The following is a 21,362-nucleotide window of genomic DNA, read 5'->3' on the forward strand; positions in this document are numbered from 1 at the left end:
GTGAACGACACCCACCGGGCAGTGACACGAAAAAGCCCCGACTCGCCAGGCGAGTCGGGGCTTTCCCGTAAAAGAGCTGGACTCAGAAGTCCATACCGCCCATGCCACCGGTCGGGTCGCCGGCGGGAGCGGCGGCCTTCTCCGGCTTGTCGGCGACGACGGCCTCGGTGGTGAGGAACAGCGCCGCGATGGACGCCGCGTTCTGCAGCGCCGAGCGGGTGACCTTGACCGGGTCGGCAACGCCGGCGGCCAGCAGGTCCTCGTACACGTTGGTCGCGGCGTTCAGGCCGTGACCGGCGGGCAGGTTCGACACCTTCTCGGCGACGACGCCCGGCTCCAGACCACCGTTGAAGGCGATCTGCTTCAGCGGAGCCGACAGGGCGACACGCACGATGTTGGCACCGGTGGCCTCGTCACCCTCGAGCTTGAGCTCGTCGAGCGCCGGAGCCGACTGCAGCAGGGCCACGCCACCACCGGCGACGATGCCCTCTTCGACGGCGGCCTTCGCGTTGCGAACGGCGTCCTCGATGCGGTGCTTGCGCTCCTTGAGCTCCACCTCGGTGGCAGCGCCGGCCTTGATCACCGCAACACCGCCGGCCAGCTTGGCCAGGCGCTCCTGCAGCTTCTCGCGGTCGTAGTCCGAGTCGCTGTTCTCGATCTCGGCGCGAATCTGGGCCACGCGGCCCTGGATCGCGTCGGCGTCGCCGGCACCCTCGACGATGGTGGTCTCGTCCTTGGTCACGACGATCTTGCGGGCGGTGCCCAGCAGGGAAACGTCAGCGGTGTCCAGGGACAGGCCGACCTCTTCGCTGATGACCTGGCCACCGGTGAGGATCGCCATGTCCTGCAGCATCGCCTTGCGGCGGTCACCGAAGCCCGGGGCCTTGACGGCGACGGACTTGAAGGTGCCGCGGATCTTGTTGACCACCAGGGTCGACAGGGCCTCGCCCTCGACGTCCTCGGCGATGATCAGCAGCGGCTTGCCGGACTGGATGACCTTCTCCAGCAGCGGCAGCAGGTCCTTGACGGTCGAGATCTTCGAGCTGACCAGCAGGATGTAGGGATCCTCCAGGACGGCTTCCTGACGCTCGGCGTCGGTGACGAAGTAGCCCGAGATGTAGCCCTTGTCGAAGCGCATGCCCTCGGTGAGCTCCAGCTGCAGGCCGAAGGTGTTGCTCTCCTCGACGGTGATGACACCCTCGTTGCCGACCTTGTCCATGGCCTCGGCAATGAGGTCACCGATGGACTGGTCACCGGCCGAGATGCCGGCGGTGGCAGCGATCTGTTCCTTGGTCTCGATCGCCTTGGCGGACGCCAGCAGCGACGCGGTGACGGCCTCGACGGCCTTCTCGATGCCGCGCTTCAGGCCGAGCGGGTTGGCGCCGGCAGCGACGTTGCGCAGGCCTTCGCGAACCAGGGCCTGAGCCAGCACGGTGGCGGTGGTGGTTCCGTCGCCGGCGACGTCGTCCGTCTTCTTGGCAACTTCCTTGACCAGCTCAGCGCCGATCTTCTCGTACGGGTCCTCCAGCTCGATCTCCTTGGCGATGGACACACCATCGTTGGTGATCGTGGGAGCGCCCCACTTCTTCTCCAGGACGACGTTGCGGCCCTTGGGGCCCAGCGTCACCTTTACCGCGTCGGCGAGGGCATTGAGACCCCGCTCGAGGCCGCGACGGGCCTCTTCGTCATACGCAATTGTCTTGGCCATTGCGAAGTAATTCCTCCGGTTGGGAATTGCACGTCTTTGGTCAGGCGCAGCGCCCGCGACGGACGGCCTGGGCTGTGCTCGCAGATGCGGCCCCGGCCTCACTGTCCCGACCTAGCACTCACCTATCGAGAGTGCCAACGTCTTTTTAGCACTCAGGTAGGGCGAGTGCAAGGTTGTTCACCATCCGCGCAACCGAATCAGGACGCCGACCGGTACCGCGCCACCTGCGCGACGTATTCATCGAGCAGGCGCAGCGATTCATCCCTGCCCACCGAGGGCAGGAACAAGCCGAGCTGCCCGTAACCGAGACCTTCGACGGCCTGCCAGTATTCGGGTTTCACCGGTGCGCCGAACATCGCCAGCGGGACGTCGTGACCGGCGGCCTCACGCATCTGCCCAATACGTTTGGCCAGCACGTCGCGAGGCAGCGGGTTGGAGATCCAGCCGGCACCATGCCGAACGACCCGTTTGACGGTCGCATCCGAATTTCCGCCGACATAGATCGGCGGGTGCGGCTTCTGCACCGGCTTGGGACGGCAGTACGACGGATCGAAGTTGACGAACTTCCCGTGATATTGGGCGGGTTCGTCGGTCCACAGCTCTTTGATGGCCTCGACACTCTCGTCCAGCCGCGCGCCCCGCGTCTTCGGATCGGTGCCGTGGTCACGCATCTCCTCGAGATTCCAGCCCGCACCGACACCGAAGGTGAACCGACCGCCCGAGATGAGATCGATGCTCGCGGCTTCCTTGGCGGTATGGATCGGGTCGCGCTGGATCAGCAGGGCGACGCCGGTGAACAGTTCGATCGTGGAGGTCACCGCAGCGGCAGCGGCGAGGGTGACGAACGGGTCGAGGGTGTTGTAGTACCAGGGCGGCAGGTCACCGCCGTTCGGGTACGCGGATTCCCGGCTCGCCGGGATGTGACTGTGCTCAGCGACGATGAGCGATGCGAAGCCCCGTTCCTCGATCGCCCGCGCCAATGTCACCGGGTCGACGGTGTCGTCGTCGACGAAGGTGGCGATTCCGAACTTCATGCGGCCGACGCTACTCCCGGCGCGGCCGCAAGCCGTCCATCATCAACTCGACCACCCGGTCTGCGGCGTCGGGGTTGTAGCGTTGCGCGGCCTGCGCCGCCACCAACAGCGTCTTGACCTCGGGGACCGAGACGTCCGAACGGACGGCGCCGACGCGCTGGGCCGCCGCCAGCAATTGGCCCAGCAGGGCCAGGAATTCGTCCTCGACGTCGGGCACCAAGGTCTTGACGTCGATCCCGAGGCCGGCGAGCGCGTCGACCAGCCCCTGATCGGTCTCCCCCCACTGGACCAGCGACCGCACGAAATCGAACAACCCGTCACCCGGAGCGTCGGACGCCAAACACGCCCGGCCGGCATCCGTGACCGACTGCAGCCGATCCTCGATGACCGCGCGGTAGAGATCGTCCTTGGTCGGGAAATGGCGATAGACGGTGCCGGCGCCAACGCCGGCCCGTCGGGCGATCTCGTCGATGGGCACCGCGAGCCCCTCGTCGGCGAAGGTTTGATAGGCGACTTCCAGCACGCGAGCCCGGTTCCGGGCCGCGTCGGCACGCAGCGGCCGCTTGGGTTTGCACATCGTCATGCTCTCGGGAACAAATTAAACGGGGCGACCGTTCCGGATATGTGAATATCCGGGGCGCTCGCCCCGAATAAGGCCAGGCTACCGAGGAACCCTCATGACCAAGTGGACCACCGCCAATATTCCCGACCAGACCGGACGCACCGCCGTCGTCACCGGCGCAAACACCGGACTCGGCTATGAGACCGCCGCCGCGCTCGCCGCCAAGAACGCGCACGTCGTCCTCGCCGTCCGCAACCTCGACAAAGGCAAGGACGCCGTCGACCGCATCCGGCAGGCGACGCCCGACGCCGACATCGTCCTGCAGGAACTCGACCTCAGCTCCTTGCAGTCGGTCCGCGAGGCCGCCGAGCAACTGAAGTCGGAATACCCGGCAATCGACCTGCTGATCAACAACGCCGGCGTCATGTGGACGCCGAAGCAGACCACCGCCGACGGCTTCGAGATGCAGTTCGGCACCAACCACCTCGGACACTTCGCGTTCACCGGCCTGCTGCTGGACCAGCTGCTGACGGTGCCTGGTTCGCGCGTCGTGACGGTCAGCAGCCTGGGCCACCGGATTCGCGCCGCCATCCACTTCGACGATCTGCAGTGGGAACGCCGCTACAACCGGGTGGCGGCCTACGGCCAGTCCAAGCTCGCCAACCTGCTCTTCACCTACGAACTGCAGCGGCGACTGACCGGTGCCGAGACCGTGGCCCTCGCTGCCCACCCGGGCGGGTCTAGCACCGAGCTGGCACGGCACGTCCCGCTGCCGCCCGCCGTCGTGACACTCATCGCTGAGCGGCTGTTCCAAAGTGCCGCCATGGGCGCCCTGCCCACGCTGCGCGCCGCAACCGACCCGGCCGCCTACGGCGGCCAGTACTACGGGCCGGATGGACTGTTCCAGCAGACCGGCCATCCGAAGGTTGTCGGCTCGAGCGACCAGTCGCACGACACCGCGTTGCAAGAGCGGTTGTGGGCGGTCTCCGAAGAACTGACCGGAGTGACGTTCCCGGTCTGACCGCGGCGATGCCCTGTGGGTGGTGCGGCACACGGCCGTGCGATCCACAGGGCCGGCGGGCAAACTCCTCGCTAGCTAGTGCCCCAGGCCCAGCAGTCCTGTTCGCCCGTTACCGATGGCCAGGACCCCCTTGTTGCCGGTGCCGATGTTGAGCAGCCCCGTGTTGCCGGCGCCGACGTTCACCAGACCGACGTTGCCGGCACCGATGTTGGCCACACCGCCATTGAGCGACCCGAGGTTGGCCACGCCGCCATTGAGGGAGCCACCGAGAAGACCGTTGGCGATGCCGACGTTCAGTCCGCCGGGGCCGAGAAGATTGTTGGCGATACCGGTGTTTGCCGTCCCGCCGTTGAGTAGGCCGTTGTTACCCGGCGTGACGTTGATGCCGGTGTCGGCAGCAGCCGCAGCGGCACAGGCGAGCGCGATGGCCCCGGCACCGATCGCTGAGGCCCCCAAGACTGCGGCTGAACGGATCATCGACATGGCTGCTCCTTCGCTAGCCCGAAAGTGGGTAGTTCAAGACTAGACAGCGGCCAGCAAAATGAGTAGCAGTTTGGCAAATAACGCTACTTCATTACTCGCATCTTTGAACCAGGCGCCGACGCGGTGCCACGGAACAGCCCGATGCGCGGCGGCCATGGCTCAGCACTCCGCCAATCCCATTAATTGACAACATAATTCATAGCCATCTCCGGCCGCCTAAATTAACGATGTCGGGCAATTTCGAGAGAAATCGATAACCGGGAAAATAGTGTCTCCGTTGAAAATGCAACTGGAGTGGCAAATACGAGCCGGATCGAATATTTACGCATCGCAGCGATTTTCATCTAACATCTGACATCAGCAGATATTTTGCTGCAGAGCCGGGATTCACCCCGCGTCACCGAGCCCGCGTCGGGCCCCACAGCTATTCGCAGAACCCGCCGAGCCTCACAATGAACACGCACCGGCCACACCGCCACAGCCGACCCGGCGGCGTCATCAAACGAGCATTTCAGCGAGCCGAAACCACGCCGATCCGTGGACCACGACCAGAATGAACGTGTTCTAAATATGTTCCGGACGCGATCCCGACAGTTGCCCGATACCCGTCCGCACAGACCGCTAACATCCCGCTCAGCACGCCACACATTTCGCCCAGTGGTCGACTTTGCCGCAGGTGAACAGGCATTTCGAGCGATGCTCGCGCGCCCTCCGGCTCGCCGATATGAACAGACACACACTTTTCCCAATATGTTCACAGCTTCTTGGTTACGGGTGTTAGTCTCCCCACGTTTATTTACGGGGGTGCTATATCTCACACCCGGCGAGTGAGGAGGATCGTGGCCAAGCACAGGGCAGTGGGAACCAACAGCTGGTGGAGCGCGGCAGGGCCGCTCACGGCTGCGGGATTGACGGGTGCGGCGTTCGCCAGCGCAGGCGTGATGCTGCTGCTGGGGCCAGATTCGCCGACGATGCAGTCGGTAACGGCGGACATCAGGCTCGTCAACACCGAGAGCTCGTCCAACGATGGCGGCGCCAAGCCGGCCAACTCGGGCGCCTCGAAAGCCACTGATGGCACGACCAAGAACCCGGGTCAGCCCAAGCCTCCGACCAAGCCTGGTAAGGCGCCGGACTCCGGCACCACGCAGAACTCCGGCACCACGACCGACACCCCGCGCACCCCGCGCCAGCAGGCGCAGGACCGCATGCGCCAGTACGCGGACGACGCCAGGAAAGCCCTGAACGACATCGCCCGGGGCGGCAAGCCGAAACACGCCGGCACCTCCGACGACGGCTCGGGCGCCACCGCCGGCGACACTGCCTCCAGCACTTCGCCCAACCGGCACTCGAGTAGTACGCGGCCAACGGCCACCCAGAAGCCCCCCGCAACGGACAAGGCGACTCCGACCGCGGCCGTCGGCACCACAAAGACTCGCACCGGCGCGGTCGCCGGCGGCTCGACCGCCGGGCACAGCCCGACCGAACCTCGACCCGCGGCCGGCAGCCCGGCCACGGCAACGCCGACGGGGTCGAGCGGCCAGACGGCCCCGTCCGCACCGTCGGCACCAGTAGTCGGCCCGATCGTGAGCGCCCCGACGAGCAAGCCGTTCAACCCCATCACCGGCGTGCTGTCCGCGCTCGGCCTGGGCACCATGCTGGTTCCCGACGCACCGACCACCCCCAATCAGATGCCCGGGGTCTGGGCCGTGATGGCCTGGGTGCGCCGCCAAACCGAATACGGCATAGCGGCCAAGCGAGTGCAACTGACCTCCGCGGCCCACCCGGCCTCGGTGGCCACCGCCCCGCCGACCACAGCTGACCGGCTGCCCACCGCCACGCCGGCGGCCGCGGTCAAACCGGTGGCCGCACCGAGTCCCCTGGCCGCGGTCACCCCACTGGCCGCCGTCAACCCGCTCGCCGCACCCAGTTTGGTCATGCCGACCTTCGTCGACCCGACGGTGCTGGTCGCCGACTGGATCTACAACAACGTGCACTTCGGCGTGCAGGCATGGATCAACAGCCCCATCGGCTTTGTGGTCGACACCGGGATCAACCTGCTTGCCGGCCAGTACTTGATCGGCAACGGCACCAGCGGCAACCTGATCAACCACAACGGCGGCAACGGCGGCCTGTGGTTCGGCGATGGTGGTGACGGCTACTCGAGTGGTCTGCCCGGAGTCGACGGCGGCAACGGCGGCAACGCCCGTGGATTCGGCAACGGCGGCAAGGGCGGCAATGGCTACTCGGGCTTCGGCATCTTCACCCCGACCAACGGCGGCAACGGCGGCAACGGCGGCGGAATCGGCCATGGCGGCGCGGGCGGTGCCGGTGGCACCGGCGCTGACGGCGCAGGCGGTCTTGCCGCACTTGGCCAAGACGGCGCAGACGGCCAGAACGGTGCCAACGGCGGCAACGGTGGTCGCGGTGGCCACTTCTTCGGAAACGGTGGAGTCGGCGGCGTCGGCGGCAACGCCGGCAAGGGCGGCAACGGCGGCTCGGGTGTGCTCGGTGGCGGCGCCCTCGGCGGCGGCGGCAACGGTGGCCACGGCGGCATCGGTGGCGTCGGCGGCAACGGTGGCCAGGCCGGGATGCTCGCCAGCCAGGTCGGCGCAGGCGGTCGCGGCGGCGCATCCGGTGCCGGCGGTAATGGTGGCAATGGCTCCGACGGCAGCTCGTCACTGATCCCCGACGGCGGCAAGGGCGGTAACGGCGGCAATGCCGGCACCGCGGGTGCCGGCGGCTTCAACGGCAGCGGGACGACGCAGGCCGCGACCGGCGACACGACCGCCGCCGGCGGTAACGGCGGCAAGGGCGGCAACGGCTTCACCGCCATCACCGCGGTCGACGTCACCGGCAACGGCGGCGCCGGCGGCAACGGCGCCAATGGCCTTGCCGCACTGGGCCAGAACGGCCCCAACGGCGGCAACGGCGGCACGGGCGGCATCGGCGGCGCCGGTGGCACCAACTCCGGCAACGGCGGCAACGGCGGGGTCGGCGGCAACGCCGGCAACGGCGGCAGCGGCGGCTCCGGCGTCCTCGGCGGTGGAGCCCTCGGTGGCGGCGGCAAGGGCGGCAACGGCGGCGGCGGCGGCACCGGCGGCAAGGGCGGCGCCGCCGCCCACGGCACCGTCGGCAACGGCGGCAAGGGCGGCAACGCCGGCAACGGCAGCGACGGCGGCAACGGCTCCGACGGCAGCTCGTCACTGATCCCCGACGGCGGCAAGGGCGGCGACGGCGGCAATGCCGGCACCGCGGGTGCCGGCGGCTTCAACGGCGCCGGGGTCAACCAGGCGGCCAACGGAACCGGCGGCAACGGCGGCAACGGCGGCAAGGGCGGCAACGGCTTCACCGCCATCACCGCGGTCGACGTCACCGGCAACGGCGGCGCCGGCGGCAACGGCGGCTCCGGTGGAACCGACGGCAACGGCGGCAACGGCGGCGCCGGCGGCACCGGCGGAAACGGCGCCAATGGCCTTGCCGCACTGGGCCAGAACGGCCCCAACGGCGGCAACGGCGGCACGGGCGGCATCGGCGGCGCCGGTGGCACCAACTCCGGCAACGGCGGCAACGGCGGGGTCGGCGGCAACGCCGGCAACGGCGGCAGCGGCGGCTCCGGCGTCCTCGGCGGTGGAGCCCTCGGTGGCGGCGGCAAGGGCGGCAACGGCGGCGGCGGCGGCACCGGCGGCAAGGGCGGCGCCGCCGCCCACGGCACCGTCGGCAACGGCGGCAAGGGCGGCAACGCCGGCAACGGCAGCGACGGCGGCAACGGCTCCGACGGCAGCTCGTCACTGATCCCCGACGGCGGCAAGGGCGGCGACGGCGGCAATGCCGGCACCGCGGGTGCCGGCGGCTTCAACGGCGCCGGGGTCAACCAGGCGGCCAACGGAACCGGCGGCAACGGCGGCAACGGAGGCAAGGGCGGCAACGGCTTCACCGCCATCACCGCGGTCGACGTCACCGGCAACGGCGGCGCCGGCGGCAACGGCGGCTCCGGTGGAACCGACGGCAACGGAGGCAACGGCGGCGCCGGCGGCACCGGCGGAAACGGCGCCAATGGCCTTGCCGCACTGGGCCAGAACGGCCCCAACGGCGGCAACGGCGGCACGGGCGGCATCGGCGGCGCCGGTGGCACCAACTCCGGCAACGGCGGCAACGGCGGGGTCGGCGGCAACGCCGGTAACGGCGGCAGCGGCGGCTCCGGCGTCCTCGGCGGCAACACTGGTGGTTCCGGTGGTGCGGGCGGCAACGGCGGCACCGGCGGCAAGGGCGGCGCGGCCGCCCACGGCACCGTCGGCAACGGCGGCAAGGGCGGCGTAGCCGGCAACGGCGGCACCGGTGGTGCCGGTTCGGACGGTATTTCGTCGATCCAGCGCAACGGCGGCAAGGGCGGTACCGGCGGGACGGCCGGCAGTGCCGGCGCGGGCGGCTTCGACGGCAACGGCGCCAACCAGGCCCTCAGCGGCGTCGGCGGTGTCGGTGGCGCCGGCGGCAAGGGCGGCAACGGTTTTGGCGCCCTCACCATCCTTGACACCGCGGGTCGCGGCGGGGACGGTGGCGCCGGCGGCTCGGGCGGCGTGACCGGTAACGGTGGTGCCGGTGGTATCGGCGGTACCGGTGGCAATGGCGCCGACGGAACCATCGGGGGCCTGCTGGGCGCTACCGGCTTGTCCGGCAGCAGCGCCGGTGCAGGCGGCAACGGCGGTGTCGGAGGTGCCGGCGGAACCACGTCGGGTGACGGCGGCAAGGGCGGGGCCGGCGGCGCCGGCGGGACCGGTGGGTCCGGCGGCATCGGTGGGCTCCCGGCCTTCGGTTCCAACAATGCGGCCGGGATCAGCGGCGGTGGCGGCTTCGGTGGCATCGGCGGCGCGGGTGGTTCCGGCGGTGGCGGCGGAGCCGGTGGCACCGCAGCGCACGGCATCGACGGGGCCGGCGGGACGGGCGGCACCGGTGGCAACGGCGGCACCGGCGGCGCGGGTCAGACCGGCGCGCACGGCACCCCGTTCATCAACGGAAACGCCGGTGCCACCGGCGGTGTGGGTGGCCACGGTGGTCTCGCGGGTGCCGGCGGCAGCGGTGGAACCTCGGGCAACAACGTCGGTGGTGCCGGCGGTAACGGTGGCGTCGGCGGCGCGGGCGGTTCCGGCGGTGCCGGCGGCGACGGCTACAACGACAACGTGACCCAGTGGGGCAACGGCGGCAATGGTGGCGCCGGCGGCGTCGGCGGCACCAGCGGCAACGGCGGTGCGGGCGGAACCGGTTCGGCGACCGGCGCCGGTGGCAACGGTCCGGCCGGCGGTGCCGGTGGCGCGGGTGGTTCCGGCGGTGCCAATGGCGGCCACGGCACTCACGACGGCACCGGAGGCGCCACTGGCGCTGATGGTGGCAGCGGCACCGGAGGCTCCGGAAATCCCGCCGGCGGCAGCGGAATCCAGGTATAGCGAGTGCGGTGTGGCGCCGGCCATCGGCGCCACACCGTGCTCACCTCCGCAGGTCCAGCAGTTCCTCATGAAAGCCGCCAAACCGCCGGCTCGGGTCGACGAGGTGCACCTCGAGGATCCAATGACATTGTCGCCCTTGGGAATCCGCCCGACGCATCGGCAGGTCCGAGCCGGGCGCCACATAGGAATCGATCTCGTGGCCGGCGATCTTCTCGTGCGGGAACTCCCCGACGATGTGCCCGGCGATCGCGCCACCGAATTCCCAACCGGCCGCGCGGGTCAATTCCACGACATGGTCGAACAGCTGCGCTCCGGTGAGGTTCGGGTTCGCGTCGAAATATGCGCGGCCCGCTTCCCATACCGTCGGTAAGTCATTGCGCAAAGCCAGCTTTCGCGGGTCGTCGCCGAGCACGAACGTGCGGCCGAAGTCGGCTTCCCATTCCTCGAAGATCGGGCCGAGGTCGATGAACACGATGTCGTCGTCGGTGATCACCCGGTCCGGCGGGTTCTCCCGTGCGGTCGCCAGCGTGTTCTCGCCGCCGTGCACGATCCGCTTGTGCCAGTGCCGGGTGACGCCGAACATCTCGGCCGCCAGATGGCGAATCTCGTCGGACACTCGGCGCTCGCCGATACCAGGCCGGATCAGCCCGCGCCTTTCGATCTCGAGGAACAGCTCCGCCGCCTTGCCCTGGGCATCGAGAAGGTGTGCGACGCGGGCGTGTTCATCGATCTTGTCCACGCCACCGATGCTAGGCGGGCCGCACGAATTCCCAGCCGGCCGCCTTCATCTCGGTGATCGCCCCTGCGTAGCCGGCCGCGGTACCCGACCCCGGGTGGTTCATGTGGGAGATGACGACGGAACCAGGCTGCGCGCCGACCAGATTCGCGCGCACGCGGGCGGCGGGCAGCGTGGCGCCGCTATCACCGTTGACGCTGAAGCCGAGCGGCTGCAACCCGAGGTCGTGCACGATCCGCACGGAGATGTCGTCGTAGTGGGCGGTGCCCGGGCGGAACCAGGTGGGCGCCCTCCCGGTCAGTGCGGTGAGCTTGGTCTGGTTACCCCAGACCTCGTCGACCACCTCGGCCGCCGACCGCGTTCCGGTGATGCCGTAGGCGGCCCGCCCGGTCACCGACAACGGTACGTGGCGGGTGCCGTGGTTGCCGATGTCAAAGAGCGGGTTGGCCGCCAGCTGCACCGCACGGTCCGGGTGTTGGTCGATCCACCGGGAGTTCAGGAACAGCACCGCGGGCACGTTGTTGCGCTGCAAGGTGTCGAGCAAAGCGTCGTCGACGCCGCCGCGGCAGGCGTCGAAGGTCAGGGCAATCTGGCGCCCGCTCGCCGGGATCGTGGTGACGATCCCGGGCAACGCCATCCCCCACTGGGTCGGCACTCCGCGCGCATATTGGCCCGCGACGGCCGCCGGATCCAGCGCGGCAGACACCCGGGATGCCAACGCCAGCGAACCCGCAGCAGCGGCCCCAGCAGCCAGGAAAGCGCGTCTGGTTATCACGGCCCCGGACGCTAGGCCGCGACTCTGAACAATGAGTGTCCGGAGCCTGTGAGTTTGTCGCCAGGCTGCGGAACTTCGAGTGCCCGCCCTATCCTGGGCCTCGAGAAGCCGCCGGTGCTCGCCCGGTCACAGGAGCTGACCATGTCTTTAGTTGTACCGCCCTATCCTCCGGTCCGCTACACCGCCGACAAGCCGGAGGTCAGCGCAACCCTGCGGCGCGGCGACGAGTCGGCCGACTACGACTCGCATGGGCTGGTCCAGTACCACTACCTCGCGAACCAGACGAAGACCGCAGGCGACTACGGCCTGTACCGCGTCGACATCGCACCACACGGCGGCGGCCCCGGCCCACATTTCCACCGCGCCATGTCCGAGGCCTTCTTCGTGTTGTCCGGCACCATGACGCTGTACGACGGCACCGACTGGGTACAGGCCGGCGCCAACGACTTCCTCTACGTCCCGCCCGGTGGCGTCCACGGTTTCCGCAATGGTTCTGATGCTGTTCGCGCCGGGGGCTCCGCGGGAGGCGTACTTCGAAGGGTTCGGTCAGCTTGCCGACATGACCGACGACGAACGCCGCGAGTGGTTCATCAGGCACGACAACTTCTTCGTCGAGTAAAACCGCCGGTCCGCTACCGCGCATGCTCGCGTGCGCGGCGGTTTCCCGCACCGAAGCTGTGCACATTGAGTCATTTGTCTCTACCGGCCAGTAACACAAACATCCCATGATGTGCGTTGCCGTCAATTTGTGCTCGATCCGTGATCGAACCGACGGATTAGTCAGGTACCCGCTGCGCCATGGACCGGCTGCAGCGAATGAGAGGAAACCATTTTGCACGCCGCCGTTCGAACGTCCGTCCTTTCCGGAGCCACACTGCTGACGGCGGGAGCCATCGCAGTCGCCCCGATGCAACCGCTGGCTCACGCGCCGTCGATCCCCTCGATCAGTCACGCAATGTCAACGGCCGCCGTCAACCTGACCAGCAGTCCGTTCGACCTGTACGGCCAGGTTCTGGGGACCGCTGCCGGCAACCTGCAGGCTGACGTCAAGTCCTACCTGGACATGGGGCTGTTCCCGATCCTGCGCCAGATTCTGACCAACCAGGTCGGCACCATGACCGGTCTGGTCGATGCGCTGGGCGACAGCGGGAGGGCCGTCTTCACCGCGCTGACCACGCAGGTGCCCGGCTACCTAGGGTCCGCCGTCGGCGACCTCGGCCAGGCCAACATCGAAGGCGCGCTGAACAACCTCCAGCTGGCGATCGTTCTCCCCATCTTCGCCGCGATCAACCCGATCGGGACCCTGCCGAAGGCCCTGGGCAACCTCATCTCGCAGCCGCTGCAGAGCGTGATCAACATCGCCAACGATCTGCCGAACATCATGCTCGCGCTCGGCGTCGGCCTCATCGGCCCGGTAGCCAGCACCATCGGCGCGATGGGCACGGCCACCCAGAATGTCATCAACGCGGTGCAGGCCGGCGACCTCGGCAAACTGGCGACCGCCGTCATCCAGGCGCCGGCCACCATCATCGACGGCCTGCTCAACGGTGGCTACGGGCCCAACCTCGGCGCTCTGCTGGGACTCGACATCCCCGGCTTCTCCATCTTCGGTGGCGGCTTGCTCGGCGGCGGCGCGACTGTGCCCGGTGGCACCACGATCGCCGGTACCGTGCAGGCGATCGTCGCCGTCGTGAGGTCGATCCTCACCGACATCACTCCCACCAAGCCGGCAGCAGCTGCGACCGCCGCGACGACGACCACCACCAAGGCCGTCTCCGATGCGGCTTCGGTGCCGTCCACCACAGCCGCGACGGTGACGCTGAGCACCGCCGCGACGACGAAGGCCGTGGCTGCGGACCCCACGAGCACCGACAAGGCCAAGACCGCCGGCTCGACGAGCGACGCCACCGGTTCGGCGACCGACGCCACCACGAAGGCCCCCAAGGCCACCGAAACCTCGACCGACACCAAGACCGGCACCTCGACGGGCTCGGGCACCGACACCAAGACCACGGGTTCTGTTGCGGGTTCGACCTCCGCCGCCGACGGCAAGACGGGCGACACCAAGACCGGTTCCAGCTCCAGCTCGTCCAGCTCCAGCTCGAGCTCGTCCAGCTCCGGCAGCGACAGCAGCGCGGGCTCGGGCTCGGGCTCGGGCAGCAACGGTGGCACCAAGACGACCACGTCCGGCCAGAAGGGCCATGAGGGCAAGTCGGGTTCGGGTTCCGGATCGGCTTCGGGTTCCGGATCGGCTTCGGGTTCCGGATCGGCTTCGGGTTCCGGATCGGCTTCGGCTTCGGGTTCGGGTTCCGGATCGGCTTCAGGTTCCGGATCGGCTTCAGGTTCGGACTCGGGAGCCAAGGGCAGCCCCTCCAAGGGCTCGCACTCGGGTTCCAAGAGCAAGTCGGAGTCGCACAGCGCGGCCTGACGCGTAAGACCAGTCGGCGGCGGCGGATTCTCCGTCGCCGCCGGCTTTCCATTGAGGACCGTCGGTTGGAACCGCCGGTCGTTCTCAGGTGAGCGCGGGAGGATCGATCGTCCAGCTCGCTGGGCGCGCCACGTCATGAATCTGATGACGGCTGGTGACGCCGAGCTTGGGGAACGAGCGATACAGATGGTTGGACACGGTCCGCACCGACAGATTCAAGATGGCGGCGATCTGCGGATTGGTGTACCCCTGGCTGACGAGGTAGACCACGTTGTGTTCCTGCGAGCTCAACGCGCCGGTCTGCACCGATGACGAACGCGGACGCACCCCGGCCGCCCGCAGTTCACGGGTGCACAGATCGACCCACGGTGCCGCGCCGAGGTCCTGCATGACGGTCAGCGCCGCGGCCAGCTGATACTGGCAGTCCCGGCGCCGACGGTGCCTGCGCAGCCATCCGGCATAGCTGATGCGCAGCCGCGCCCGCTCGAACGGCCAACGGCTACCGGCCGGATCGGACAGCGCCTCGAAATAGCGCGCACCCGCGGTATCGGGATTGAGTACGGCGTCCGCATGAGCGACCAGCTGAGCCAACCGCGGTGACACGGATCTGGGCAGGTGACCCAGAATCCGGGTCAGTTGTTCGCGCGCCTGATCGATTCGGCCCGTCAACACGGCGGCCTCGGCGTAATCCGCCAGCGCCAGATACGACGCGCATGGATGCAGCGGCAATCCGGATCCGTCGAACAGCTCCGACAATTCGGCGTAGGCGGTGGTGTTCTGGTTCTCGGCCAGCGCGATCGAACCCGCGACGTGGTGCATCCACGCCGCCAACACGGGCCGGTCCCGGAAATCGGCCAACTCGGCGGCCGACTTCAGGCGCTCACGGCCCGTGGCGGTGTGCCCGCGCCGGGCAGCCACCGTGGCCATCACCAGGTCTGCGATCCGGGCGACCACCGGCACGTCGGCGACCGCCGCCGAAGAGCTCATCGCGGTCGCCGACTCGACGGCCTCATCCCAGCGGCCCGAGTCGACGAAAGCCCAGGACAGCGCTGTTGAGGCCAAACCGCCGAAGCGCGGCGCGAGCACTCCGGTGTGTGCGTCGCGCAGGCAGCGCACCGCCAGGTCCGGTTCCCCGGCCAGCCAGGCCGACGCACCGACCGCGGTGAGCCCGACGGAGTCGCCGACCTGACCGGCCAGCCCGATGAGGTCCGGCAACTTCAGATGTGCCCGGTGCGGGTCGGTGGCGGTCAGGATCCAGAGGCGGTCGGCGCGCGCAGACGCCGAGGTGGGCGGCTCCGCGTCCTCCAGCTGCCTCAGCAGGCGTGCGACACCACACCGCCCCGCGGCGTCGTCGGCGATGAAAGTGACGGTCGCGGCGACCCGAAGCGACTCCCAGGCGACCGCGGGGGCGATGTCGACCGCCAGGCCGGCCGCCTTGAGCAACATGTCCAGAACCTGCTGGTTGTTGGCGTCCCAGCACCGTGCCGACCCCAACTCGGTGTGGGCGCGTACCTGAGATATGAGGTCGTCGACACCGTTCAGGGCACGCCGGCTCAGCTCCGCGGACCAGTTGGGATCACCGGCGTTGCGCGCCAGGGGCGCCGCCCGCACCAGGCGCCGGGCATGCTCGCCGATATCGCTGGTCAGCATCGCCGCACGGTGCATGACGGTCGCGGCCGCCAGATAGCCGTCCCGGCGCAGCACCTCGTCGCAGGTATCGGCCAACTGCGCGGCCAGCGCGTCATCGGGCGTGAGCGCGGCTTGCGCGCGATGCCACACCTGTCGGTGCGGTAGGGCCACCAGGGCCTCGGCCAGCTGAAGGTGCGCCGCCGAGCGCGCCGCCGACGGTGCCCGGTGATAGGCCGCCGACCGCATCAGCGGGTCCAGGAACCGCACCCTGCTCGATTCCACCCGGACGATCCCGGCGATCTCGGCCGGCGCGAGGGTCTGCGCATCGGCGAGCGCCGCGGGCATCAGGTGCCGCAGATCTTGTTCTGAGGCCGCCGCGAGCACGAGCAGCGCGGCTCGGGTCGTCGCGGGTAACCGCGCGAGGCGGCGACTGAAGATGCCGAGGCTGGGCGCGGGCAGCGCCAACGGTTCGGCGGCCGGCCCCGCCGTGAGGTCATCGGCCGCGGCCGTCTCGGCGAAGGCGATGACGGCCGCCGGGTTGCCCGCGGCCGCGGTCAGGACCTGCTCGCGTCGCAGTCCGCGCGGCACGTAGGACTGCCGCTCGAGCAGCTCGGCAGCATCGTCGCGCTCCAGTGGCCGCAATTCGATCTCGACAGAGCGGCCGTCACCGCTGAGCACTTTTGCGGCCGTGGACGGGATCGCCAGGACGACGGTCAACGACCGGCCTGCGCTGCGGCGGGCGGCGAACATCATCGCGGTGCGCGACGGTGCGTCGAGCCATTGCCCGTCGTCGATGCAGACCAGCACCGATTGCCGCTTCTCGACGGCGTCGAGAAGCCCGAGCAGGGCCATGGCGACCCGAACGGTGTGGAGTTGCTCCCCGCTCGGCGATTGCAGGGCGGCTTCGATGACGCGCTGGTACTGCTGGGCCTCACCACCCCAGCAGCCGAGCGCGTGGATGAGTTGGTGCACGCCGGCGAACGGGGTATTTGATTCGCCCGGGGTGCCGGCGATGGACAGCACCCGGAAACCAACCGACCGGGCATGGCGGCAGGCCACCTCGAGCAGTGCGGATTTGCCGGACCCGGCAGCACCGGACACCACCACCGTGTGCCCGCGCGGGGTGTCGCTGATCGCGGACATCAACTTCGAAAGTTGTTCACCGCGACCGACGAGTTCCGGTGTCAGCGGAGGGGCCGACCGTTGCGGAAAGGGCTCGGCGACCACACCACCTCCCTGTGACCCACATCCCATCCGATTCGGAACGTTAGGCAGACCTCACCGCGCTGTCAACTATCCGGTTAGTTAGCAAACTGGCCGAGGTGGCTAAGATCTGGGAAATGGGACACCCGCGAGATTCCGACGCCACTCGGGCGCGGCTCATCTGCGCGGCAACTGCCGAATTCGCCGAGTACGGCATCGCCGGGGCGCGTGTCGATCGCATCGCCGCGAGCGCGGGCGCCAACAAGGCACAGATTTACCACTACTTCGGCAGCAAAGATCAGCTGTTCGACGCCGTGTGGGCGGCGATGACGCAGAGGTTCTTCGCCGACAGCCCGGTGGTCGCCGACGACCTGCCCGGTTACGCGGCCCATCTGATCGACGTCTATGCCGACCAGCCCGAAGTCGGCCGGCTGATCGCCTGGCACCGGCTCGAGCGGGCCGACGATTCCGGCTCGGCCTTTCCCGGCGCGACCATGCACGAGCAGATTGCGGCCATCGCCGCCGCCCAGGCCGGCGGCAAGCTCACCAGCGAGCTTCCCGCGCCGGTGCTCTTCGCGCTCGTACTCACCATCGCGTCGATGTGGCACAACCTCAGTCCCACCTTGCTGGCCGTGATCGGCGTCGACGACCACGCCCAGCGCAAGGCGATCGTCTGCGACGCGGTGACACGGCTGATCGCCACCTCAGGCGGCGACACCACTGGGCCGAGCGCCCGGACACGCCGGACAAATGTGCATCCGCCAAACCCGTTGCCCTAAACTGCCCTTCGACCAAGGAGGAGTCTTCGGGTGCGGGCTTACGCAGCGCCCAGCACCCAGGCTTTGCGGGGCTGGCAACGTCGGGCTTTGGTGCGGTATTTGACCGCCAAGCCGCGGGATTTTCTTGCCGTCGCGACCCCTGGCGCAGGTAAGACGACCTTCGCTCTGCGCATCGCCGGTGAGTTGCTGACGGAGCGGACCGTCGACCAGGTGGTCGTCGTCGTCCCGACCGAACACCTCAAGACCCAGTGGGCAGAAGCCGCCGCTCGGGTCGGCATGTCTCTGGACCCCAAGTTCAGCAACTCGACCGGGCAAACGTCGGCGGACTACCACGGCATCGTCGTCACCTACGCCCAGGTCGCCAGCCATCCGACCAGGCACCGCGTGCGCACGGAGAACCACAAGACGCTGGTGATCTTCGACGAGGTCCACCACGGCGGCGACGCGAAGAGCTGGGGCGAGGCCATCCGCGAGGCCTACGACGATGCGACGCGACGTCTGTGTCTGACGGGGACGCCGTTCCGGTCCGACGACAGCCCCATCCCGTTCGTCAACTACGAACCCGACGGCAGCGGCCACCAGCAGTCGGTCGCCGACCACACCTACGGTTACTCCGACGCGCTCGCCGACGGCGTCGTCCGCCCGGTGGTGTTCATGGCGTACTCGGGTGAGGCCCGCTGGCGCGACAGCGCCGGCGAGGAGCACGCGGCCCGCCTCGGCGAACCGCTCACCGCCGAACAGACCGCCCGGGCCTGGCGTACCGCATTGAACCCCGAGGGCGAATGGATGCCCGCGGTCATCGCGGCCGCCAACAAGCGTCTGGGTCAGCTCCGGCAGAGCATCCCGGACGCCGGCGGCATGATCATCGCCACCGACCAGACCACGGCCCGCGCGTACGCCAAGCTCCTGCACACCATCACGGGTGAGGAAGCGACCGTCATCCTGTCGGACGACCCGACGGCGTCGGCTCGCATCTCGCAGTTCTCCGAGGGCAGCAGCCGCTGGCTGGTCGCGGTCCGCATGGTGTCCGAAGGCGTCGACGTGCCGCGGCTGGCGGTCGGCGTGTACGCCACGAGTGCGTCGACCCCACTGTTCTTCGCCCAGGCCATCGGCCGGTTCGTGCGGCTGCGCCGCAAGGGCGAGACGGCCAGCATCTTCCTGCCGTCGGTGCCGAACCTGCTGGAGCTGGCCAGCGAGCTGGAACGCGAACGCAACCACGTGCTGGGCAAGCCGCACCGCGTGTCCGACGGGCTCGACGACGAACTCCTCGAGCAGGCGCAGAAGAAGGAAGACGAGAAGTCGGAGCTGGAGAACGGCTTCGAGATGCTCGGGTCGGACGCCGAGCTGGATCAGGTGATCTTCGACGGCTCGTCCTTCGGCACCGCGACTGAGGCCGGCAGCGACGAGGAGGCCGACTATCTCGGCATCCCGGGGTTGCTCGACCCCGGCCAGATGCGCGACCTGCTGAGCAAGCGCCAGGATGAACAGCTGCAGAAGCGCAGCGCCAAGGCCGCGGCCAACCCGGGGATTCCCCAGCCGGCGATGACCACGCACGGTCAGCTCCGCGAGCTGCGCAAGGAGCTGAACCTGCTGGTGTCGGCGTTCCATCACCGCACCGGCAAGCCACACGGCTGGATCCACAACGAGCTGCGCCGCCGCCATCCCGGCCCGCCGGTGGCCGCCGCGACCCGCGAGCAGCTGCAGGACCGCATCTCCGCGATCCGCAACATGCAGCGGGAGCTGACCGCCTGACGGCCCCTAGAGCCCGAGCAGCTCCGGCAGGTCAGCCACCGAATCCACCACGTAGTTCGGCTGCATCGCGAATTCGTCCGCGGCCCAACGGTCCAGCGTGTCCTGCCGAAACTTGCCGGTACGCACCAGCACGCCGGTCATCCCGACGACCTGGGCCGCCAGCACGTCGTTGTTGAGGTCGTCACCGACCATGTACATCTCTTCGGGTTCGACGCCGAGGCGGGCGGCCGCGGCCAGGAACCCGGCGGGCGCGGGCTTGCCGACGGCGGTGCCCTGATACCCGGTGGTCTGTTCGAGGCCGGCCAGATAGAGCCCGGTGTCCACCCGCAGCCCGTCGGCGGTGGTCCACGCGTTGCTGCGGTGCATGGCCACCACCGGGACCCCGCGGGCCATCCAGTCGTAGACCCAGCTGAGGGTCAGATGCGTGTATTCGGGCCCGGCACCGCCGAGCAGCACCACGTCCGGTGTGTCGGGCTGCTGCGGGCCGGCGAAATCGGAGGCGTAAACCAGCTCGACCCCGGGCATGTCCGCACCGATCTGGCCGTTGTTCACCAGGAAACATCGGGCGCCCGGGTAGCGGTCGCGCACGTAGTCGGCGGTCAGGACGGCGGCCGTGACCACCTCGTCGACGGCGACGTCGATCCCTGCGGCACAAAGCAATTCGGCGATCTGCTGGCGGGTCCGCGTGGTGGTGTTGGTGAGGAAGGACCGGGCGATCTGACGCGCTTCCAGCGCCCGCAGAGTCTCCGCCGCACCGTCGATCGGGCGCCACGAGGTCACCAGGACACCATCGATGTCGAAGAGAACCCCGCCGATTGCCATGCTGCCGACAGTAAACGCCCGCCGCTCCTGCGCAACTCAGGCGGTCCGCTCGGTAGTGTCATCGCGCATGAGCACCGTGTGGAGCGCAAACGACGTGCCGGACCAGACGGGGCGGGTGGCGATCGTCACCGGCTCCAACACCGGGTTGGGCTATGAAACGGCGCGGGTGCTGGCGGGCAAGGGCGCGCGCGTGGTGATGGCTGTGCGCGACACCGCCAAGGGCGACGACGCAGCCGCGCGGCTCCGGGCGAGCACCCCGAACGCCGATGTCACCGTGCAGAAGCTGGACCTGGGGTCGCTGACCTCGGTCCGCGCCGCCGCCGACGACCTGCGCGCGGCCTACCCGCGGATCGATCTGCTGATCAACAACGCCGGCGTGATGTACCCGCCGAAGCAGACCACCGCAGACGGCTTCGAGTTGCAGTTCGGCACCAACCACCTGGGCGCCTTTGCGCTGACGGGCCTGCTGATCGAGAACCTGCTGCCGGTCGCGGGCTCGCGGGTCGTGACGCTCGGCAGCATCGCCCACCGCATCCTCGGGAAGATCGACTTCAGCGACCTGCAGTGGGAGCGGCGCCGCTACAACCGCGTCGCGGCCTACGGCCAGTCGAAGCTGGCCAACCTGATGTTCGCCTACGAGCTGCAGCGCCGGCTGGTGGCCACCAACGCCGAAACCATCTCGGTCGCGGCCCATCCCGGCATCTCCAACACCGAACTGATGCGCCACATCCCCGGCTCGGGACTCCCGGGCTTCCACCAGATCAGCGGACTGGTCGCCAACAGCCCCGAGGTCGGCGCCCTGGCCACCTTGCGGGCTGCCGTCGACCCCGCCGCGCGCGGTGGCGAGTATTACGGTCCGTCGGGCTTTCGGCAACTGGTCGGCCACCCGGTGCTGGTCCAGTCGAGCGCCCAGTCGCACGACGCCGGAATCCAGCGCCGGTTGTGGGCCGTCTCCGAAGAACTGACCGGCGTCACGTTCCCGATCTGACGTC

At 69.0% G+C, this 21,362-nt stretch carries 14 protein-coding genes and 1 pseudogene; 7 read left to right on the forward strand and 8 right to left on the reverse strand.

Going from position 1 to position 21,362, the window contains the following annotated elements; translation table 11 throughout:
- Window positions 1-82: 82 nt before the first annotated feature.
- The 3 genes from groL to G6N59_RS12270 all read right to left on the reverse strand — a co-directional run bounded on the left by groL (window position 83) and on the right by G6N59_RS12270 (window position 3,319).
- A complete protein-coding gene (groL, locus tag G6N59_RS12260; protein ID WP_138232511.1) occupies window positions 83-1,708 on the reverse strand; it encodes a chaperonin GroEL in 1,626 nt (541 codons plus the stop codon).
- Window positions 1,709-1,905: 197 nt separating this feature from the next.
- On the reverse strand, window positions 1,906-2,742 hold the full coding sequence (locus G6N59_RS12265) for an LLM class F420-dependent oxidoreductase (RefSeq protein ID WP_138232512.1): 837 nt from the start codon (window positions 2,740-2,742) through the stop codon (window positions 1,906-1,908).
- Between the two features lie 10 nt (window positions 2,743-2,752).
- Window positions 2,753-3,319: a TetR/AcrR family transcriptional regulator gene (locus G6N59_RS12270; RefSeq protein ID WP_138232540.1), complete on the reverse strand. Its 567-nt coding sequence runs from the start codon at window positions 3,317-3,319 to the stop codon at window positions 2,753-2,755.
- 100 nt (window positions 3,320-3,419) lie between these two features.
- Here G6N59_RS12270 and G6N59_RS12275 point away from each other — a divergent pair, with 100 nt between their 5' ends.
- A complete protein-coding gene (locus G6N59_RS12275; protein WP_138232513.1) occupies window positions 3,420-4,325 on the forward strand; it encodes an SDR family NAD(P)-dependent oxidoreductase in 906 nt (301 codons plus the stop codon).
- Window positions 4,326-4,400: 75 nt separating this feature from the next.
- Here the strand turns inward: G6N59_RS12275 and G6N59_RS12280 are convergent, their stop codons facing one another.
- The gene (locus G6N59_RS12280; protein WP_138232514.1) at window positions 4,401-4,808 is read right to left on the reverse strand and encodes a hypothetical protein; all 408 of its coding nucleotides are present in this window, start codon (window positions 4,806-4,808) and stop codon (window positions 4,401-4,403) included.
- 839 nt (window positions 4,809-5,647) lie between these two features.
- Between G6N59_RS12280 and G6N59_RS31580 the strand changes: the two genes are divergently transcribed.
- A complete protein-coding gene (locus G6N59_RS31580) occupies window positions 5,648-10,246 on the forward strand; it encodes a PE family protein (protein WP_163911274.1) in 4,599 nt (1,532 codons plus the stop codon).
- Between the two features lie 40 nt (window positions 10,247-10,286).
- Here the strand turns inward: G6N59_RS31580 and G6N59_RS12290 are convergent, their stop codons facing one another.
- Both G6N59_RS12290 and G6N59_RS12295 read right to left on the reverse strand, forming a co-directional pair.
- Window positions 10,287-10,985: a M24 family metallopeptidase gene (locus G6N59_RS12290; RefSeq protein WP_138232541.1), complete on the reverse strand. Its 699-nt coding sequence runs from the start codon at window positions 10,983-10,985 to the stop codon at window positions 10,287-10,289.
- A 10-nt stretch (window positions 10,986-10,995) separates the two neighbouring features.
- Window positions 10,996-11,757, reverse strand: a complete 762-nt coding sequence (locus G6N59_RS12295; RefSeq protein ID WP_179970307.1) for a polysaccharide deacetylase family protein — start codon at window positions 11,755-11,757, stop codon at window positions 10,996-10,998.
- 141 nt (window positions 11,758-11,898) lie between these two features.
- Between G6N59_RS12295 and G6N59_RS12300 the strand changes: the two are divergent.
- Both G6N59_RS12300 and G6N59_RS12305 read left to right on the forward strand, forming a co-directional pair.
- Window positions 11,899-12,376, forward strand: a pseudogene (locus G6N59_RS12300) (cupin domain-containing protein).
- A gap of 336 nt (window positions 12,377-12,712) precedes the next feature.
- Window positions 12,713-14,185: a hypothetical protein gene (locus G6N59_RS12305; RefSeq protein ID WP_138232543.1), complete on the forward strand. Its 1,473-nt coding sequence runs from the start codon at window positions 12,713-12,715 to the stop codon at window positions 14,183-14,185.
- Between the two features lie 84 nt (window positions 14,186-14,269).
- On the opposite strand, the gene G6N59_RS12310 is transcribed toward G6N59_RS12305, so the two are convergent.
- The gene (locus G6N59_RS12310; RefSeq protein ID WP_163911276.1) at window positions 14,270-17,041 is read right to left on the reverse strand and encodes a helix-turn-helix transcriptional regulator; all 2,772 of its coding nucleotides are present in this window, start codon (window positions 17,039-17,041) and stop codon (window positions 14,270-14,272) included.
- 113 nt (window positions 17,042-17,154) lie between these two features.
- On the opposite strand from G6N59_RS12310, the gene G6N59_RS12315 reads away from it, so the two are divergent.
- Together G6N59_RS12315 and G6N59_RS12320 are read left to right on the forward strand one after the other, a co-directional pair.
- On the forward strand, window positions 17,155-17,796 hold the full coding sequence (locus tag G6N59_RS12315) for a TetR/AcrR family transcriptional regulator (RefSeq protein ID WP_138232545.1): 642 nt from the start codon (window positions 17,155-17,157) through the stop codon (window positions 17,794-17,796).
- A 30-nt stretch (window positions 17,797-17,826) separates the two neighbouring features.
- Window positions 17,827-19,548, forward strand: a complete 1,722-nt coding sequence (locus G6N59_RS12320) for a DEAD/DEAH box helicase (protein WP_138232546.1) — start codon at window positions 17,827-17,829, stop codon at window positions 19,546-19,548.
- A gap of 6 nt (window positions 19,549-19,554) precedes the next feature.
- On the opposite strand, the gene G6N59_RS12325 is transcribed toward G6N59_RS12320, so the two are convergent.
- Complete coding sequence (locus G6N59_RS12325; RefSeq protein ID WP_138232547.1) at window positions 19,555-20,370, reverse strand: HAD-IIA family hydrolase; 816 nt, start codon at window positions 20,368-20,370, stop codon at window positions 19,555-19,557.
- A gap of 67 nt (window positions 20,371-20,437) precedes the next feature.
- Here G6N59_RS12325 and G6N59_RS12330 point away from each other — a divergent pair, with 67 nt between their 5' ends.
- Window positions 20,438-21,358: an SDR family NAD(P)-dependent oxidoreductase gene (locus G6N59_RS12330; protein ID WP_138232548.1), complete on the forward strand. Its 921-nt coding sequence runs from the start codon at window positions 20,438-20,440 to the stop codon at window positions 21,356-21,358.
- The last annotated feature ends 4 nt before the right edge of the window (window positions 21,359-21,362 follow it).

It is taken from the genome of Mycolicibacterium aubagnense, assembly GCF_010730955.1.
GTDB lineage: Bacteria > Actinomycetota > Actinomycetes > Mycobacteriales > Mycobacteriaceae > Mycobacterium > Mycobacterium aubagnense.